The organism is Cupriavidus sp. KB_39 (assembly GCF_052114485.1).
Classification (GTDB): domain Bacteria; phylum Pseudomonadota; class Gammaproteobacteria; order Burkholderiales; family Burkholderiaceae; genus Cupriavidus.
In genome coordinates this window covers 22,944-40,661 of sequence record NZ_JBFREV010000018.1, presented here as the reverse complement: position 1 = coordinate 40,661, position 17,718 = coordinate 22,944, and the positions used below count along the sequence as shown (strand labels likewise).

16 protein-coding genes are annotated in these 17,718 nt (G+C 66.6%); 6 read left to right on the top strand and 10 right to left on the bottom strand.

Annotated elements, in window-relative coordinates; translation table 11 throughout:
- Positions 1 to 2: 2 nt before the first annotated feature.
- Entirely contained in the window at positions 3 to 695 is a 693-nt protein-coding gene (locus tag AB4Z27_RS15195) for a TetR family transcriptional regulator (protein ID WP_092297817.1), read from the bottom strand.
- 334 nt (positions 696 to 1,029) lie between these two features.
- Between AB4Z27_RS15195 and AB4Z27_RS15190 the strand changes: the two genes are divergently transcribed.
- On the top strand, positions 1,030 to 2,427 hold the full coding sequence (locus AB4Z27_RS15190) for a GAF domain-containing sensor histidine kinase (RefSeq protein ID WP_441644714.1): 1,398 nt from the start codon (positions 1,030 to 1,032) through the stop codon (positions 2,425 to 2,427).
- 6 nt (positions 2,428 to 2,433) lie between these two features.
- Here the strand turns inward: AB4Z27_RS15190 and AB4Z27_RS15185 are convergent, their stop codons facing one another.
- Both AB4Z27_RS15185 and AB4Z27_RS15180 read right to left on the bottom strand, forming a co-directional pair.
- Entirely contained in the window at positions 2,434 to 3,393 is a 960-nt protein-coding gene (locus AB4Z27_RS15185) for a quinone oxidoreductase family protein (protein WP_441644713.1), read from the bottom strand.
- A gap of 49 nt (positions 3,394 to 3,442) precedes the next feature.
- Entirely contained in the window at positions 3,443 to 4,009 is a 567-nt protein-coding gene (locus AB4Z27_RS15180) for a TetR/AcrR family transcriptional regulator (RefSeq protein WP_441644712.1), read from the bottom strand.
- A gap of 141 nt (positions 4,010 to 4,150) precedes the next feature.
- Between AB4Z27_RS15180 and AB4Z27_RS15175 the strand changes: the two genes are divergently transcribed.
- Both AB4Z27_RS15175 and AB4Z27_RS15170 read left to right on the top strand, forming a co-directional pair.
- Positions 4,151 to 4,984, top strand: coding sequence for a class I SAM-dependent methyltransferase (locus AB4Z27_RS15175; RefSeq protein ID WP_441644711.1), 834 nt, complete (start codon positions 4,151 to 4,153; stop codon positions 4,982 to 4,984).
- A 134-nt stretch (positions 4,985 to 5,118) separates the two neighbouring features.
- A complete protein-coding gene (locus AB4Z27_RS15170) occupies positions 5,119 to 5,511 on the top strand; it encodes a lysozyme inhibitor LprI family protein (protein WP_441590861.1) in 393 nt (130 codons plus the stop codon).
- Positions 5,512 to 5,537: 26 nt separating this feature from the next.
- Here AB4Z27_RS15170 and AB4Z27_RS15165 read toward each other — a convergent pair whose 3' ends face one another.
- The 4 genes from AB4Z27_RS15165 to AB4Z27_RS15150 form a co-directional block, all read right to left on the bottom strand.
- Positions 5,538 to 7,118 (bottom strand): EAL domain-containing protein, encoded by a 1,581-nt coding sequence (locus AB4Z27_RS15165; protein WP_441644710.1) that lies wholly within the window; start codon positions 7,116 to 7,118, stop codon positions 5,538 to 5,540.
- A gap of 104 nt (positions 7,119 to 7,222) precedes the next feature.
- On the bottom strand, positions 7,223 to 8,071 hold the full coding sequence (locus AB4Z27_RS15160; protein WP_092297796.1) for a tetratricopeptide repeat protein: 849 nt from the start codon (positions 8,069 to 8,071) through the stop codon (positions 7,223 to 7,225).
- Positions 8,072 to 8,092: 21 nt separating this feature from the next.
- Positions 8,093 to 9,013, bottom strand: coding sequence for a non-homologous end joining protein Ku (gene ku, locus AB4Z27_RS15155; RefSeq protein WP_092297794.1), 921 nt, complete (start codon positions 9,011 to 9,013; stop codon positions 8,093 to 8,095).
- Positions 9,014 to 9,149: 136 nt separating this feature from the next.
- Positions 9,150 to 10,088 (bottom strand): AraC family transcriptional regulator, encoded by a 939-nt coding sequence (locus AB4Z27_RS15150; protein WP_441644709.1) that lies wholly within the window; start codon positions 10,086 to 10,088, stop codon positions 9,150 to 9,152.
- A gap of 150 nt (positions 10,089 to 10,238) precedes the next feature.
- Between AB4Z27_RS15150 and AB4Z27_RS15145 the strand changes: the two genes are divergently transcribed.
- Positions 10,239 to 10,775, top strand: a complete 537-nt coding sequence (locus tag AB4Z27_RS15145; protein ID WP_092297788.1) for a carboxymuconolactone decarboxylase family protein — start codon at positions 10,239 to 10,241, stop codon at positions 10,773 to 10,775.
- Positions 10,776 to 10,810: 35 nt separating this feature from the next.
- Here the strand turns inward: AB4Z27_RS15145 and AB4Z27_RS15140 are convergent, their stop codons facing one another.
- Positions 10,811 to 12,010: a BamA/TamA family outer membrane protein gene (locus tag AB4Z27_RS15140; RefSeq protein WP_255370910.1), complete on the bottom strand. Its 1,200-nt coding sequence runs from the start codon at positions 12,008 to 12,010 to the stop codon at positions 10,811 to 10,813.
- A gap of 483 nt (positions 12,011 to 12,493) precedes the next feature.
- On the opposite strand from AB4Z27_RS15140, the gene AB4Z27_RS15135 reads away from it, so the two are divergent.
- A complete protein-coding gene (locus AB4Z27_RS15135) occupies positions 12,494 to 12,934 on the top strand; it encodes a MarR family winged helix-turn-helix transcriptional regulator (RefSeq protein WP_441644708.1) in 441 nt (146 codons plus the stop codon).
- 31 nt (positions 12,935 to 12,965) lie between these two features.
- On the opposite strand, the gene AB4Z27_RS15130 is transcribed toward AB4Z27_RS15135, so the two are convergent.
- Positions 12,966 to 14,819 (bottom strand): NAD(P)-binding protein, encoded by a 1,854-nt coding sequence (locus AB4Z27_RS15130; RefSeq protein WP_441644707.1) that lies wholly within the window; start codon positions 14,817 to 14,819, stop codon positions 12,966 to 12,968.
- Positions 14,820 to 14,823: 4 nt separating this feature from the next.
- The gene (locus tag AB4Z27_RS15125; RefSeq protein WP_441644706.1) at positions 14,824 to 16,101 is read right to left on the bottom strand and encodes a cytochrome c; all 1,278 of its coding nucleotides are present in this window, start codon (positions 16,099 to 16,101) and stop codon (positions 14,824 to 14,826) included.
- Between the two features lie 188 nt (positions 16,102 to 16,289).
- Here AB4Z27_RS15125 and AB4Z27_RS15120 point away from each other — a divergent pair, with 188 nt between their 5' ends.
- Complete coding sequence (locus tag AB4Z27_RS15120) at positions 16,290 to 17,702, top strand: aminotransferase-like domain-containing protein (protein ID WP_441644705.1); 1,413 nt, start codon at positions 16,290 to 16,292, stop codon at positions 17,700 to 17,702.
- Positions 17,703 to 17,718: the final 16 nt, after the last annotated feature.

Genomic DNA, 17,718 nt, shown 5'->3' with positions numbered 1-17,718 from the left:
GGCTATGGGGCGGAAGGCGGCATTGCCGGGGCGGGGGCATCCGCGCGGACGGCGCGCAACACACTATCTATCACAAATTCTTCCCAATGGCGCACCGCTTCCGGGGTATCCAGTTCCTCGCCAAGGAACACCGACAAGGTGTAGCGGTTCGACGTATAAAAATAGGCCGCCGATGCGATCAGGAGGAACACATCGCGCGCATTCAGGTCCGGGCGGAACAGACCCCGCTCGGCGCCACTCGCCAGTATCCGGGCCACGATCTGCACCGCATGCGCCGAATATTCGCCCCGGCGCTCCAGCTTGGACACATGCCGGCCCTTGTGCTGGTTCTCCGTGTTGAGCAGATTGACGAACTCGGGATTGCGCCGGTAGTAGTCCAGCTTGAACCGGATCAGGATCTCGAGCGCCTCCACCGGCCTCGCCGGATCCGGCGCCACCTTGGCTTCGGCCTCGTCCATTCGCCGGTAGATGTCTTCCAGCACCGCGACGAACAGCCCCTCCTTGCTCCCGTAGTAGTAATAGATCATCCGGTCATAAGACTTCGCCAGGCTGGAGATCTTTTCCACGCTGCCGCCTTCGTAGCCGTATCGAGCGAAGACCTTGGTCGCCGCGCGAAGAATCTTGTCGCGGGTGGCTTGCGCCGTCGCTTCCCGGATGCCGGTTCCGCGCACAGCCTTTTTTCCTGCTGGGGTCATATCACTCCTATGGTGGCGGCATGCCGATCCGCCGCACCAACATTCTCCGACCAGAACTCGTACTGCAATTTTCATACAGTGAGTGCTACATGAGTGAATGATCATACATGGCCCTAAAAGCAGTTGCAAGATAGCGACGAAATACCGTTGTAGTTCAACAGCTTAGAATCAATAGTCACCTCGGTTAGGCGAGCTGGAATCTACACCTCATCAGATTTCCATCTGTCATTGTCAACGCCGATGTGCTAACGTTGGTTAATGGAGCGTTCACTACATGAAGTGAATGGATCCAGGTTGAACGGGGTCCACGACAGGTGGGCGAGAGGCAAGAAGAATGAACAACGAACTCGACAATTCCCGGCGCACCGCGCCGGCCTGGAAACCGGCCTCCGAGAGGAGCGCCGCCGAAACCGCGCCARCAMTCGATGGCCCCCCATCGTCATGGCTACCCGACCTTGACATGCACACGCTACGGCGGGCCTCCCGGACCCTGGCCACGGAGGTCATGCCGGCCAGGCGCCTGGGCACCCTGCTCCATGCCGCCATGCAAAGCACGGAGGCCACGTGGGGCTTTATCGCGGTCGTGCACGCAGACAGCTGGGAGACCGTAGCCAGCGCCACGGCATCGGACGCCCAGGCCTTTTGTACCGAGCCCCTGCCYATGGCCGACCTGCCGCTGTCCATCCTGTCGACRGCCATCCACATGCAGAGCGGACTGGCGCTCCACGATGCCTGCGCCGCGCATCATTGGGGGGTCGACGACTATGTCCGACGTTGCGCGCCCCGCTCCGTAGTCTGCGTGCCGATGCGGTGCGATGGCGCGGCGGTCGGCGCCTTGTATCTGGAACACCGGCACGCGGCAGGCGCCTTTACCCCGGCAAAGATCGCCGTGGTCGAGATCATTGCCTTGCAGGCCAGCTTCGCCCTGGAAAACGCGCGCCTTCATGACGCGCTTTCGGTGCAGGGCGCGCGGCTGAGCAGTACCGAGGAAAAAATGCGCGATACGCTCTCGGAACTGGCGCGTGCCAGCCAGCTCAGGGCGCTCGGGGAGATGGTGGCGTCGATCGTGCACGAAGTTGCGCAGCCCGTCTCGGCCCTCGACTCCTCTGCCCGGGCCGGCCTGAGATGGCTCGATCGCAGCACCCCGAACATCGATGCCGCCCGSGARATGCTCGCGCACATCTCCGCCTGCGCCATGCGCGCCCGCACCATCATCAGCGGCCTGCGCGCGCAGGCGCGCCAGGTCGAGCCGACCTTCACCGCCTTCGACCTCGGCGAGGCCGTTCGAGAGGCGGCAGAGATCGTCGCCTGCACGCTCGATGCCATGAACGTGCATTTGCGCCTCGATGCATTCCCGCCTTCGACGCAGGTACGCGGCGAACGTGTGCAATTGCAACAGGCCATCATCAGCCTGCTGATCAACGGCGCGGAATCCATGCATGGGCAGCCGGCTGGCGAAAGACTGCTGGTGCTGGCATGCAGCCCCTCGCAAGACGTGCTGCGCATTGACATCGACGACGGCGGCGAAGGTTTCCATCCGCAACTGGCGGACCGCATCTTCGAGCCGCTGTTCACCACAAAGCCGAACGGCATGGGCATGGGCCTGACCATTTGCAAGGCCATCGTGGACGCGCATCAAGGTCAACTGGACCTGACCCCGCGYCCGGAAGGCGGCACGCGCGCCACCATCACGCTGCCGCGCCTGCCTGCCCTCTGGAGCGCGATGCAATAGGCACGTTCACGGCACCAGGAGCAGCTTGCCGGTGGTCGCCCGCCCTTCCATKTCGGCATGGGCTTGCGCGGCGGCCGCCAGCGGATAAACACCGCCGATGGTCGTGCGCAACTTGCCGTCGAGGACCCACCGGAAGAGCTGCGCCGCGTGCGCCCGAAGGCGTTCCGGCGTACGCACATGATGGGCGAAGACCGCGTAGCCAAGCTTGACGCTCTTCGGCAGGCTCATGATGTCGATGAGACCGGGGCCACCCAGGACCGGCCCGAACCAGCAGAACGTCCCTGCAACCCGGAGCGAATCCATTGACCCTTGAAAGGTCGCGGGACCGGAGCCGTCATAGACGACGTGCACGCCCTCGCCGCCGGACAGGCGCACGGCCTCTTCGGCAAATTGGCCAGCCTTGTCCACGATGACGTGGTCCGCTCCGGCATTCCGCGCGATCACCGCCTTGCTCTCCGACGATACGCGGCCAATCACCCGGCCGCCCCGGAGCTTGATGATCTGCGTCAGCAGCAGCCCAACGCCACCGGCCGCCGCGTGTACGAGCGCGACGTCGCCAGGTTGCACGGGATAGAACTCGGTCGCGAAGTGGCTGGCGGTCAGCCCCGCCATCATGATGGAGGCAGCAGTCCGATCGTCGATGCCATCGGGCACGGGCACCAGGGAGGTTGCCGGGACCACGGCCATCTCGGCATAGCTGCCGGGCGCGTAAGCCCAGGCCACGCGCTGACCGAGCTGGATGTCRTCGACGCCTTCACCGGTGGCCACCACCCGTCCGGCACCTTCGACGCCCAGCGCCTTCGGGTAAGGCATTTCCGTCCAGAACTCCCCCCGCCGGACGCCAATGTCCATGAAATTCACGCCCGAAGCGGCAACCTCGACCAGTACCTCCCCTTTTCCAGGCACCGGGATGGGCGCCTCGACCACATCGATCACGTCCGGGCTATTCAGCATTACGACTTTCATTTGTCATCCTTTTTTGAACGTTCGTTCCAAAATAGAGAAAAAAAACAGCTCACCGCAGCGCTTTCAGCGTGAGCTTTCCAAAGGTGCGCAATTCCGCCTCGCCGGCTCCAGCACGGGCAGCGAGCCGAATGGCAGCGAAATTCGCCTGCAGGAATCCGGCGATGTGATGCGGATCGAGATCCGCTGCAATATCGCCGTCAACCTGTGCTTCCTTGATTCTGGCGGTAAAGGCCTTGGCCAGGACGTTCGCCGCATCATGACGAATCTGGGTCAGGTCCGCGCGCTCGGTACCAAACTCGCTGATCGAACTGACGCCCAGACACGGCKCGCCGGCGTGGATTACCACCCGTTCGACCATCCGCTGGATGCCCTCGAAAGCCTTGGCATTGCTGTATAGCGTGGCAATGTGCGCCTGCGTTTCCGCCCCGGCATAGCGCTCCACCGCGGAACAATACAGTTGCCATTTATCGTTGAACGTGGCGTAGAGGCTCTGCCGCCCGATTTTCATGGCGGCGGTCAGCATCTCGGTGGACGTACCCGCGAAGCCATGCTCCCCGAACACGCCTATTGCCGCGTCGAGGACTTCGTCCTTGTTGAATTCTCTTGGTCTGGCCATGGGTGAAATCTAGGCGTTCTGGAACGATAAGTCAAGAATTCCGGCCATTTCGATTGTGAGGGCATCCGGCGGGGCGCGGCGCAACTGGCATATTGCTGGCTTCGACGCGTGCAGACAACGCCAGACCACCCGGAGACCCGCATGGATGCCACCCGCCCGACCGATGACTCCCAGACCGCGCTATGGAATGGCACGGCCGGCAATGCCTGGGTCGATGCCCAGGCGATCCTCGACCAGTTGTTCCACCCGTTCGAAGACCTGCTGGCCCGGACCACCGCCGAGCATCAGGCGCGCGCCGTCCTGGACGTGGGATGCGGCACCGGCGGCACTACCGTGGCCGTGGCCCGGGCGGCCGGCCATGCGACCGGGATCGATATCTCCGCCCCGATGATCACCGCCGCCCAGGCCCGCGCCGCCCGCGAGCAGGTGCCGGCGCAGTTCATCCTCGCCGATGCCCAGACGCACGCCTTCGCCCCGGCCAGCTTCGAYCTGATCATCTCCCGCTTCGGCGTGATGTTCTTCGACGACCCGGTGCGCGCCTTCGCCAACCTGCGCCARRCCCTCCGCCCCAACGGSSYGCTGCGCGTCATCGCCTGGCGCAGCGCCGGCGAAAACCCCTTCATGACCACCGCCGAACAGGCCGCCGCCCCGCTGCTGCCCGAACTGCCCCCGCGCCAACCCAACGCCCCCGGYCAGTTCGCCTTCGCCAACGCCGCCCGCGTCGAACAAATCCTAAAAGACAGYGGCTGGCACGACATCGACCTCCAGCCCATCGACGTCACCTGCACCTTCGCCGAAAAAGACCTGCTCACCTACATCACCCGCCTCGGCCCCCTGGGCCGCATCCTCCCCAACCTCGACGAAACCCGGCAGAAAGCCATCATCGACGTAGTACGCCCGGCGTTCGACCCGTACGTGCACGGCGAGACAGTCAGGCTGGATGTGGCGTGCTGGATGATTGGGGCGGAGGGGTGAGGTTTGTCGGGTGTCATTGGCCGCTATCGCGCAATTGAATAGGATGGCCGGCTTGATATGACATCGCTTTTGAGAGGCACTCCGACATCATGCGCGCAATAAGATTCGTCGCCCTATGGCTGGCACTTGGTTCAATGCCGGTTTACGCGGCGCCCGCTGCCACGGTCAACGAGCGGACCTTGCGCGAAGCGTGCGGAGCGTATTCGCAGGCTGGCATGCGCGAATGCCTTGTGGCGAAAGTCGACGAAAGTCGGAAAGCATTGAAGGCTGCCGAGGCGGAGGCCAGTGGCCGACTTGCCGGATGGGATGAAGACCCCAAATACGTCAATTTCGCAAAAGTGCGATTGGCTGCCAGCACGAAAGCCTTTGCCACCTATCGCAAGGATCAGTGCTCGCTTGCCGCAGCGCTGGGCGGCGGCGCGATTGGCAACGCGTTGGAAATCTGGCGGTTGGCCTGTGAGGCCGAGCTTAACCACTGGCGCGCCGACCAGCTTCAGCGGGCCACGGTCGACCTGCCTTTGAAGTAAATGTGATGGCCCCCCTGCGCCACCACCTAAGCCGCCACCACCGCCTTCGACTCCTGCACCTCCCCRTCCCCCAGGATCTCCCGGGCGCTGGCCGGGCGGCGGTACAGGTAGCCTTGGGCGCAGTCGACGCCGACTTCGGCCAGCAAGGCGTGCTGTGCTTCTGATTCGATGCCTTCCGCGATGACCACCAGCCGGAAGTGGTGGGCCATTGCCACGATGCTGCGCAGCAGGGCCCGGCCGTCCGGGGAGACGTCCTGGGTGAATTGCCGATCGATCTTCAGGTAGTCGAACGGGAAGTTGCGGATCATGTCGAGGTTGTTGTTGCGCGTGCCGAAGTCGTCCACGGCCAGGCGGATGCCGGCGTGGTGCAGGCGGTCGAACGCCTCCATGGCCGCGCCGTGGTCGGCCAGCAGGTGGCGCTCGGTGATTTCCATCACCAGCCCGGAGCCGTCCGGCATCGATGCCTGCAATGCCGCCAGTTCCGCCGCGAAGCCCTTGCGCCGCAGGTTCAGCGGCGCCACGTTCACGGCMACATGGAGCGCGCGCGTCGGGCGGTAGCGGTTCATGTCGTCCACGGCCTGATGCAGGACGAAGCGCGTGATGTCGTCGATCATCGCCGTCGATTCCACGGTTTCGATGAACGACGAGGGCGGAATCATGCCCCAGCGCGGATGGCGCCAGCGCAGGAAGGCTTCCACGCCGATGGTCTCGCGCGTGCGGACCGCCACGATCGGCTGGTAGGCCAGATGGAACTCGCCACGCCGCAGGCCCTGCCGCACGGCCTGGAGCAGCAGCCGCTTCGGCGCGGCCACGGCCAGGAAGCCGGCCACGGCCAGCAGCCCGAGCAGCAGCCCGATGGCGCCGATGAACAGGGCGTAGCGGTGCAACAGCTCGGAGGAGAACGCCGGGGATGCCGCCACCGCCACGGTGAGGGGATAGGCGGTGGAGCGGGCTAGCGTGCTGCGTGGGATGGCGGTGGGCGCGTCGCGGTAGGTGCCGTCCTGGTCCATCGTGGCCTCGCCGACGCTCAGGGCGATGGTGCCGGCGCCGAATTCCTTGCCGTGCGCCAGGGTGTCCACGAGGTAGGTGCCGTCGATCAGGAAAATCGCGCCCTGCGAGGGCTCGGTGGCGCTGGGCAGGTACAGCACCAGCGCGGGCGCCTGTTCGCGGAACGGCGTGCGGCCGACCAGCACGATGCGCTGCTGTCGCGCGGCGGCCTTGTTATCGCCGAAATACCAGCTCAGCGGCACCTTGATCTCGCCGCGCGCCGACGAGCAATAGATCACGTCATTGGCCACCACGGCCGCCGCGCGCGCATAGGGGATGTAGCTTTCGCGCTCGCGCAGCGGGCGGCCGATCTCTGCGCAGGGCCGGCCGGCCAGCGGCGCCACGTGCAGGGCGCCCTCGCGCTCGACGGTGGCGATGATGCGCTCGATGGCGGCCACCACGTCCTGGGCGACGATCGACTCGCGGCGATCCACCAGTTGCTGGGCATACTGCTGCCCCACCCACAGCGCACTCGCCGTGGTCACGGCGCACACCACCAACGACACCAGCCACGTGACGGGCGAGAAAGACCATCCCTCGAAGCGGTCGCGCCATGCCATGCCCAAGACTTCCCCTCCGCCAACCTGGACTGTCCGCTGATTGTGGGCCGGCCTGCCGTTTCAATGCTGTCCGACAAGCGCCTACATGCGCGTCGCTGTGGCGTTTAGTCCACTGGCTCGAGCCTGCGGTACTGGTTGTAATGCCGGATGGCGCGACGCGGGTCGCCGAGGGCCTCGTGCAGCCGCGCGGCGTTGTAATGCGCATCGGCGAAATCAGGGGCCAGTTCGATGCACGCGTGGTAGCTCTCCAGCGCCTCGCGCGGCGCGCCGGCGTCTTCCAGCGCCACGCCGAGGTTGAAGTGCAGCAACGGCTGCGCGGGCAATGCCGCGAGCGCGGCCCGGTAGCTGGCCACGGCATCGGCATGGCGGCCCTGCTCGCTCAGCAGGCAGCCCAGGTTCAGCCAGGCGTCGAGGTAGTCCGGCGCCGCCGCTACGGCCTGACGATAGGCCGCTTCGGCGCCGGGGGCGTCGTCATGCTGCTCGCTGGCCACGGCGCGTTCGAACCAGCCGGTGGGATCGGTGTCGCCGACCGAGGGGGACGGCGCTGCCGGTGCGCGCGCGTGTCGCAGATCGACGATATTGCCCGATGGGTGCGGCGGTCTGCCGGCCGCGTCCAGGTCGAGCACGAACTGGCCGGTGTCCACGTGCCAGCGGCCCTGGCGGTCTTGCACGGTCACGTCGCCGCCCACGGCGGACAGGCGCAGGCCGGTAGGCGGCCGCCCCTCGCCCAGCCCTTGCAGCCGTTTCAGGGAGCGCGTGATATGGCGCGTGGGAATACGCGAATCGCGCAGCGACTGGGCCGTGCGCAGCAGCACCACATCCTGGAACGTGAACCGATAGGCCTGGCGCGCGCCGCGCCGGGGGGCGATCACGCCAGCGGCGATCAGCGCCGTCACCACGGTGCGCGAAATGCCCAGAACGCCCTGGACATCGCGCATGGAGTAGTCATCCATCAATACGCATCCGTCATCGCGCTAGCCCTGCTTGCGAGCGCGTTTTGGCTCGGCGGCGGTCTTGGCCGGCGCCGCAGCGGCACGGCGGGCGGTCTTGCGTGGCGCGGTTTCGGCAGCGGGGGCGGCAACCTTCCCCGCACTCTTGGCCGCCGCCGGCTGGCGCTTGTTCGCGCCGATGCTCTTGCGCAGGGCCTCCATCAGGTCGATGACCTCGCCGCCGGACGGCGCCGGGGCCTCGGCCGCCACGGTGATCTTCTTGCCGGAGATCTTCTTGTCGATCTGCTCGAGGATGCGTTGCTTCTCCTCGTCGGTATAGGCCGAGGCGTCATAGCCCTTCACCGAGTTTTGCTCGATCAACTGCTGCGCCAGCGCCAGTTCGGCGGGCTGCACGTCGGTCTCCTCGACGTGCAGGTCGGCCATGTCGCGTACTTCGTCGGCATAAAGCAGTTGCTGGAGGATCAGGCCATCGTCGCCGACGCGGATCTGCACCATGTACTGCTTGCCCTTCCAAGACCACTTGGCCAGCGCGCAGGTCTTGGTCTTGCGCATGGCCTCGGCCAGCAGGTTGTACGGCTTGGCGCCGCGCTTGTCCGGGCCCAGGTAGTAGGGCTTGTCGTAGTAGATCGGGTCGATGGCGCCGGCGGGCATGAACGAGACGATGTCGATGGTCTGCTGCGCGGCCTCTTCCAGCGCGGAAAGCTCCTCGGGCGTGAACGTGACGTAGCGGTCTTTCTCGAACTCGTAGCCCTTGACCATCTCGGCGCGCTCCACCACCACGTCTTCCTTCAGGCAGATGTACTGCTGGCGCAGGCGCGAGCCGCAGCCCTTGTGCAGCAGGTTGAAGCTGATGCCGGACTTGCTCTCGGTGGCCGAGAACACTTTCACGGGAATCGACACCAGCCCAAAGCTGATGGATAGCGAGGCGATGGAACGTGCGGCCATGGCGCAGCCCTCCTGGAGACTCCTGTCGTTCCGTCGAGTCTAGTCAACGCGGGGCCCTGCCCGCCAGCGGGCGCGTGCCGCATGTTCGTGACGGRTCACCTCCCACAGCAAAAATGTCGATCATGGCTCACATCGATCAATCGTCGGCGGCCCGGCGCGCACGATGCTGGCGCCGGTACGCGCCCGGGGCGATGCCGAAATGCTGGGCGAACACGCGGCCGAACGCGGCCTGCGAGGCGTAGCCGCACTGCTCGCCCACGGCGGCGGCGGAGAGCCCGTCCTGCCGCAGCAGCCGGGCGGCGCGATCCATGCGCAGCGTGGTCACCAGTTCCAGCGGGGTCATGCCGCCGAGTTGGCTGAAGCGCCGCGCCAGGGTCGCGCGCGAGACGTTGCACAGCGCGGCCAGGCTATCGACGGTCCACGGCTGTTCGGGCGCCCGCACCACCGCCTCCACCACGCGCGTCATGCGGGCGTCCGCCATCAGCGCGATCAGCCCGCGCGACACCCCGCCCCGATCGATCAAGGCCCGCAGCAGCACCGTGAACAGCGCCGTGGACAGGTCCGCCACAATCGCCGCCCCACCCGGCCGTGGCCGGTCCGCCTCGGCATGCATCATGCCGATCAGCCCGCGCAGCCAGCTCGCATTCCCGTTRAGGTTGGGATCGTCGGTGCCGATGCACAGCACCTCCGGCAGCGTGCGCAGCAGCACATCGGCCGAACTGCCCAGCACGAAGGTGCCGCACAGGATGTCCAGCGGCGCGGCGGCGCCGGGCACGGTGACTTCGGTGACCACCCCGTTGAAATGGCGCGACGCCGCCACGGCGCGCGAGCCGGCCTGCAGGCCGATCAGCGTGTGGGCGGCGCCATGCGGGAACAGCAGCACGTCGCCGGCGGTGGCGCGCAGGCGGCCATCGCCCACGGCAATCTCGATCTCACCTTCGAGGATCACGTGATACGGCACGTGCCCCGGCGCRGCCTGGGCGTTGAAGGTCGACCAGACCCCCGCCACGCGGCAATGCAGGTCCACGGTGCCCGATGGCGCGAGCAGGCGTACGAGTTCGCTGAGACTATCCATTGAGACGATTGAGCAAATAGTTGAGTGAATTCTAGTCCATTCGGATCGTCGACGCCCCTACTATGGAGTCCAAGGAAGCGCCACGCAACGGTGTCTCCGCAGCAAGGAACCCAGAACTCTCACCCATCGCATCAGCAAGGAGTTGCAATCATGACCACCCGTCTCCATACCGCCCCCGTCCAGCAAGCCACCGGCCAGACCGCCGAACTGTTCGGCGCCATCCGCAAGGGCCTCGGCAAGGTGCCGAATATGTACGCCACCATCGGCAGCAACGCGCCGGCCGTGCTGGCGCAGACGCTGCAGGCCGGCGAAGTCGTCAAGGGAAGTTCACTCTCTGCGCGTGAACGGGAAGCGATCAACCTGTCCGTGAGCGAGCACAGCGGTTGTGACTACTGCGTGGCCGCCCACACGATGATCGCCAAGCTGGCTGGCTATACCGCTGAGGAAACGCGCCAATTGCGCCAGGGCAGCTATCCGCAGGACGCCCGGACCGACGCGCTGGTGCGCTTCGTCCTCGAACTGGTGGGCACGCGCGGCACGTTGCCGGCCGCGAGCGTGGAGGCAGTGCGCGCCGCCGGCTTCAACGACACGCAGATCGTGGAGGCGGTGCACGCGGTCGGCGCCATCCTCTTCACCAATATGATCAATCGCCTGAACGACACCACACTGGACTTCCCGGCCGTGTAAGGATCAGGGCGGATGGGCGGTGCGTGGTCAGCCACTCAGCGCCACGCGCTGCCCATCTGGATATAGAAGGCGTTCTGGTCCCGGCTGTGGGCGATGTCGATCCCCATCGAAATCCCCAGCTTCCGYGCGATGACATAGCGGAAGCCGGTGCCCACGCTGACCACGGTGCTGGCGTCCGAGAAGTCGTTCCARCGTCCGTAGGCCTTGCCCACCCCGCTGAAGGCGAGCACCGACCAGCGCGGCGTGACGTCCCAACGCAACTCCACCTCGGAAACCACGGCGTTGCGGTCCTGGTAGCGGCCTACCTGTACGCCGCGCAGGTCGACATAGGGCTGTGCATAAAACGGCACATCACCCGTCGAGAACTTGGTGTCGGCGCGCAGCCCCAGGATCAGCGTGCGGGCGATGGGCAGCCAGGTGAAACCCCGGGCGTTATACATATTGAAGTCCTGCGAACTGCCGAGCGCCCCGCGCGCGAACTGGGCCTCGAATTCGGCATAAATCCCCTTGCCCGGGAAGAAAATATTGTCGCGGGAGTCATAATCGACCACGAGTGCACCCTTTCCGATGCGCTGTTCGCTGGTCACTCCCCCCACTTCCGGGGCGTTGCCGCCGAATTTGAACGTGGCCGTGGAATCGAAATAGGTATAGCGCGGTCCGACATACCAGTGCGAATCGGCCACGCGGAATAGCACCTGCTGCACCAGAAAAACCCCGTCCAGCGAATAGTGACGCGGCTGGTTCGACAAGCCGAAATACTCCAGATTCGCGCTCACCTTGGCGATCGCGCCGAGGTAGCGGATGCGGTCGCCCTGCCAGGTATGGAAATGCGCGAGCCCGGCCGCCCAGGTGCCATTTTCGGTATAGGCGCCGCCGATGCCGGTGATATTGGGTGGCGCAGGGCCCTCGCCGCTGGCGTGGGCCTCGGCGGCCCGGTCGGCCAGCGATTGCGAGAAGAACAGCAGCCCGAGCCCGAAGCCATAGCCGACGGCCGGCTCCGTGATGATGGTCGGCACGGGCAGCGCGCCCTTGTGGTGGAGCAGGAAATCGCTCATGTCGAGCATGCCGTCCTCGGGGTCGAAGAACGACAGCGGCGGTTTTTCCGACTTGCCTGGCGGGGCGGCTGGTGGCTGTGCCTGCGAAGGGACCAGCGCGTCCGGCACCGGTTGGGCATGGCCSACCGATGCGGCGGCCGCAATCAGGCCCGCCATCGAGGCCCGGGCGAAAGGATGCATGGTGGCTCTCATCGATGAGCTGGCGTGCTAAATGGGGCGACGCCCTGCGGCGAATGTAACGTAGCCTGCGCCTCCATGACCGGATCGCCGATATGAACGTTCTTGCGCGCGTGTTTAGTTTTCTTTTCCAGGCGCCCTGCGCGAGTGTCGATGCCGTACCTTGCAACTTACCCGCTTGGGTCATCCATCATTATCTCGATGGAAATCGTGCCACCCGGATGGGTGATTATCTAGGGGATTATTCTTGGGCGGCAATTTAGATACCAGCGGCATTTACATCAAATCACAATAAAATTGAATTCACATTTTTTACAAGATTTGCCAGACTAGCTGCGGACATGGCATGGGGCACATGTCCCGGCGCGCACCGCGTATGCGCGCACGCCACCGAAGGCAAAGAACAGACGGCCGTATCAGCCGCGCTCACGCGCTGGCGAGCCGTCGCGCGGCTTGATCGATTGGATGCAAGAGGGGGTAAGCGCAGTGAACCACTACACCAAAGACAACTTCCAGCTCACACAGAGCATCGGCTTCCATCTCAACAAGGCGCGCAACAGCCTGCTGCTGGAGATGGATTCGGCCCTGCGTCCGCTGGACATCAATGGCCAGCAGATGGGCATCCTGCTGTCGCTGAACCGCGGCATGGCGACCACGCCGTTCGAGATCAGCAAGCTGCTCGGCATCGACAGCGGACTGATGACGCGCATGCTCGACAAGCTGGAGGAAAAGCGGCTGCTGGAGCGCAGCCGGAGCATCGACGACCGGCGCGTGGTCAATCTGATCCTGACCGAGAAAGGCAAGGCCGTCGCCACGCAGATCCCCGATATCGCGCCCGAGGTGCTGAACCATCACCTGAAGGGCTTCAGCGAGSAGGAATTCGAGGAATTCCGCCGGCTGCTCCAGAAGTTCGTCACCGGCAACTGACCGGAGCCGCCCGCCTCCCGCTCCTGCCCCGCTAGGCTGCGGGGCGAGACAGGCTGTCCACGGCGCGCCACGCGGTATCCACCGCGCCCGTCACCGATGCACTGCCGGCGCTGTCCGCGCCGGCAATCCGCACATTGCCGACCCCTCGCCCCGCCTGTTCCAGCGCGGCCTGCAGCGAGGCGTCGTCGGGCGCCAGCCCGCCCGGCATATAGCTGTAGCCATGCGCCCAGCGGTTCAGCGTAATCCCACGTATCTGTTTCGATGAAGCGAAGCCGCCCGGGGCCAGCATGCGGTCCAGTTGGGCGCGGATTTCGCGCTCGAGGGCGTCGAAGGGCGTGCCCAGCAGGAAGGCGCGACCGGCGCGGAAGCGCTCGCGCGCGCTCATGCCGCTGTCCGGCACCGTGGGCACGTAGAGCATGTGAAGCACCGCCGGATTGGCCGGATCGGCCGCAGCACCAGCCGGCGCCTCCAGCCACAGGTCCGAGTACGCCATGGTCGGCGCATGAATGCGCCACGCCTTGAGGGTCTCGAAGGCGCGCCAGTCGTCCAGCGCCACCTTCGTATACACCAGCGGCGCCTTCACGCACGCGCGCAGCGTGGCCTTGGCCGGCGCCGGCAGCGTCGGCAGGATGAACGGCACCATCATGTTGTAGCCGGCCACCACCACGTGCTGCGCCTCCACGCGTTGCAGGTTGCCTTGCCAGCCATAGGTCACGCGCGTGATGCGCACATCGGGTTCGATGGCCACCGCCGTACTGTTCAGGCGCACGCGCACCGGACTGCCGTCGCGGTCCAGCCGGGCATAGTCGAAGCGGGCATCGGCCAGCCCCGCGCCACCACGCGATGCCGGGGACACGCCCGGCACCAGCGCCTGGATCAGCGCCCGGGCCAGCGTGGCGTTGCCATCGGCAAACCAGAGCCGCGAGGCTGGCGACTTGCCGAGGCGCGGATCGAGCACCGGCTTGGGCATGCCCGCCCCCGCCGGCAGACCGATGGCGATAGCCTGCGCCACCGAGATGCCGTCCGCGTCGAGCGCATAGGCATCGTGGCTGCGGCTGCGCAGGAAACGCACGGCCGGCAGGCCAAGCCCCGCTTTCTCGCGCAAGAAGATCGCATAGCGCGTCCGCTGGAGGTAGGCCGTGCGATCGGTCCCACTCATCTCGGCGAGGTAATCCACCCCGCCCTGCGCCAGCCGCAGCAGCGCCTGCCGGTCTGCCGGGGGCAGTGGCGCGGCATCGAGAAAATGGGCGATGCCGTCGGCGGGCGGCTGGCTGGCGGCGTTCCGGGCATCGATCCCGTCTGCGAACGGATCGCCCGCGAGCCACTGGTCGCGGCCGAAGTGCTCGGCGTCGAAGAACACCGCGCGGCCCATCCCCCGGCGCTGATAAGCGTCGCCCGGGCCGGGTGCCGGCGCGGTGCGGATGTCGATGCCCACCCCGGCCAGCATCGTGCGCATGGCCGCGCTGTCGGTGGCGGATGGCGGCATCTCGGCGCTGCCGCCATAGCTCACCAGCGTCTTGCCGCGCACCGTGAATTCGTTGCGCTTGGCGTGGCCGCCGAAGTCGTCGTGATTGTCGAGGATCAGGATGCGCCGGTCCGCGCCGAACTTCTGGCGATAGAACCAGGCCGTCGCCAGCCCGCTGATGCCGCCGCCCACTACCACGAGGTCATACGACTCACGCGCCAGCACGGTCGGGTATGTGGTGCCTTCGCGCGCCAGCCCGTGGGCCAGCGTAAACGTGCCGGCATGGTTGCCGCGCAGCCCGGTGAGCGMYGGCGGGTAGCCGGCCGCCGTGGCCTGTGCACGCACCAAGCCCGCCGGGGCGATACCGGCCGCGATGGTCAGCGCGGCGCCATTGAGGAAGTCTCTGCGAGTGATCGTCATGGCGTCAGCGCGATGGAGGCCGTGCGGGTTCGGGCGTGGGCGTGCCGAGTTCGCGCCGGCGGGCGGCCACGGCGGCCTCCGTCACGGGCGCGGCACGGTTGCCCCAGCTGCCGCGGATGAACGTGAGCAGGTTGGCCAGCTCCTGGTCTTCCATGGTCCAGCCATAGCCGGGCATGTGGTAATCGGTGGGCGCGGTGCTCACGCGCGCGGTGACGGCGCCTTCGAGCAGCAGGTTGATCAGCGACGCCGGGTCTGGATCGGCCACGGTCGGGTTGCCCGCCAGCGGCGGAAACACCCGCGCGAAGCCACGTCCGCTGGCGTTGTGGCAGGGCATGCAGAACGTGGCGWACTGGCGCGCACCGGCCGCATCGAATCGACCCTGCTCCAGCAGCGTGGTCACGGTGGGGTCGTAGCGGAATGGCTGGGTCTCGCCGCGCGTGCCGGGCAGTGACTTCAGATAGGTGGCCACGGCGTCCAGGTCGCCCGGCGCCATATGCTGCGTGGACGCGGCGATCACCGTGGACATCGGCCCGAACGAGGTGGCGTGGGCATTRCGGCCGGTGCGCAGGTACTCGGCCACGTCCGCCTTCGTCCACGCGCCGAGGCCCGTGATCTGGTCGCCCGTCAGGTTGGTGGCCGACCATCCTTCGACGGACGCGCCAGCCAGGAAATGCCGGCTGCGCTCGTCCAGKCCCTTCTCCCCATACAGCSGCCCGCGCGGCGTATGGCAGGCGCCGCAGTGCGCCACGGCCTGCACCACGTAGGCGCCCCGGTTCCAGGCGGCGCCCTTGGAGGCATCGGTACGCACGGGGTCATCGCGCAAATTCAGCCAGTTCCAGGGCACCAGCAGCCAGCGCATGTTGTACGGCCAGCGCATCTCGGCGTCCGGGTTGGACTGGCTGACCGGCCTGACCTCGGCACGCAGGTAGGCGTAGAGCGCCGCCACGTCGTCACGTGTCATGCGCGCATAGGACGTGTACGGCATGGCCGGATAGAGGTGCTTGCCGTCACGCGCCACGCCGCGGCGAACGGCGCGGTCGAAATCATCGAGCGAATACTCGCCGAGGCCCGTGGCGGCGTCAGGCGTGATGTTGGTCGAATAGACCGTGCCGGCGCCGGTGCGCAGCGGCAGACCGCCGGCCATGGGCGCCCCGCCCTCCTTGGTATGGCAAGCGGCGCAGTTAGCGATGCCGGCCAGGTAGCGGCCGCGTGCGATCTGCTCCGGGGACGGCGCGCTCGCCGGCGCCGCTGCCCGCGCGGGCAGCGCGGTCAGTACGCTCATCACGGTCAAGGCCGCAAGCGCGGCGAGGGCGGCCGGCAACCACCTTCCGAAACATCGCATGGGGCGCATCCTGTAATCGGACTGCATGGGGACGGATTGGACCCGACATCTTGCGGCCTGAGCCCGAAACGGAACAGAATCAGCCGCATGACTTTTTACCGTATCAGATTTGCGCCGATTMCCAAAGCATGAAACGTTATGAAGCGTTGGCCGAGACACTGGCCGCCGACATCCGCAACGGCACGCTGCCGCCCGGCACGCGCCTGCCCTCCATCCGCAAGACCGTGGCCCAGTATGGCGTGAGCCCGTCCACGGCCTTCCAGGCCTACTACCGGCTCGAGGAGCGCGGGCTGGTGCGGGCGCGCGAGCGATCCGGCTACTACGTGGCGGGCGCGGCCACCCGCGTGCTGCCGGCGCCCCGGGCGCACGCGCCGCAGAAGGTGTCGACCGAGGTCGATGTCTCCCGGCTGGTCTTCTCCGTGCTCGACGGCGCGCGCGAGCGCGATCTGGTGCAGTTCGGCTCCGCCTTTCCCTCGCCCGAGCTGTTCCCGTGGGAGCGGCTGGGCAAGGCGCTGGCGCGCGCCGGCCGCGAACTCGATCCGTGGAACAGCGTGGACGACCTGCCGCCGGGCAATGCCGCGCTGCGGCAGCAGATCGGCCTGCGCTACCTCGGCACCGGCGCGCCGCAGCCGGTGGACGACATCATCGTCACCAACGGCGCGCTCGACGCCCTGAACCTCTGCCTGATGGCCGTGACCGAGCCGGGCGATGTGGTGGCCATTGAATCGCCGGGGTTCTACGCCGCGCTCCAGGCGCTGGAGCGGCTCCGGCTCAAGGCGGTGGAAATTCCGGTCGATCCCGTCGATGGCCTCGATCTGGACGCACTGGAGGCCGCCCTCGGGCGCCATCGCATCAAAGCGTGCTGGTTCATGACCCAGTTCCAGAACCCGATGGGCGCCAGCATGGCCGAGGACCGCAAGCGCGCGCTGGTGGCCCTGCTCGCGCGCCACGGCGTGCCGCTGATCGAGGACGATGTCTATGGCGAGYTGTACTTCGGCAACCGCTGCCCGCTGCCGGCCAAGGCGTTCGACACCGAAGGGCTCGTGATGCACTGCAGTTCGTTCTCGAAGACGCTGGCGCCGGGTTTCCGCATCGGCTGGSTGGCGCCCGGGCGCTACGGCGAAGCCATCCGCCATCTGAAGCTGATGACTACGCTCTCCGCTGGCGTGCCCACGCAGCTGGCGTTGGCCGAATACCTGCGCCATGGCAGCTACGACAAGCATCTGCGCCGGCTGCGCCATGTGCTGGAAATGCAGCAGGGGCAGATGATCGACGCCATTGGCCGGTATTTCCCCGACGATGTACGCGTATCGCGGCCTGACGGCGGTTATTTCCTGTGGGTGGAGTTGGGCGAAGGCTTCGACGCGCTGGCGCTGCATCAGGCGGCCCGGGCGGCGGGTATCGGCATTGCGCCGGGGCCGGTGTTCTCGGCGCGGCAGGGCTTTCGCCATTGCATCCGGATCAACTACGGGCACGCCTGGAACGAGACGGCCGAGGCTGCGGTGAAGACACTGGGCACACTGGCGAAAGCCGGCCGATAGCCGACGAAGCCCGACG

Excerpts from the sequence above, each read along its gene's own strand:
- AB4Z27_RS15195 (WP_092297817.1), bottom strand. The coding sequence starts at position 695 with ATGACCCCAGCAGGAAAAAAGGCTGTGCGCGGAACCGGCATCCGGGAA.
- AB4Z27_RS15170 (WP_441590861.1), top strand. The coding sequence starts at position 5,119 with ATGCCGGTTTACGCGGCGCCCGCTGCCACGGTCAACGAGCGGACCTTG.
- AB4Z27_RS15160 (WP_092297796.1), bottom strand. The coding sequence starts at position 8,071 with ATGGATGACTACTCCATGCGCGATGTCCAGGGCGTTCTGGGCATTTCG.
- ku (WP_092297794.1), bottom strand. The coding sequence starts at position 9,013 with ATGGCCGCACGTTCCATCGCCTCGCTATCCATCAGCTTTGGGCTGGTG.
- AB4Z27_RS15145 (WP_092297788.1), top strand. The coding sequence starts at position 10,239 with ATGACCACCCGTCTCCATACCGCCCCCGTCCAGCAAGCCACCGGCCAG.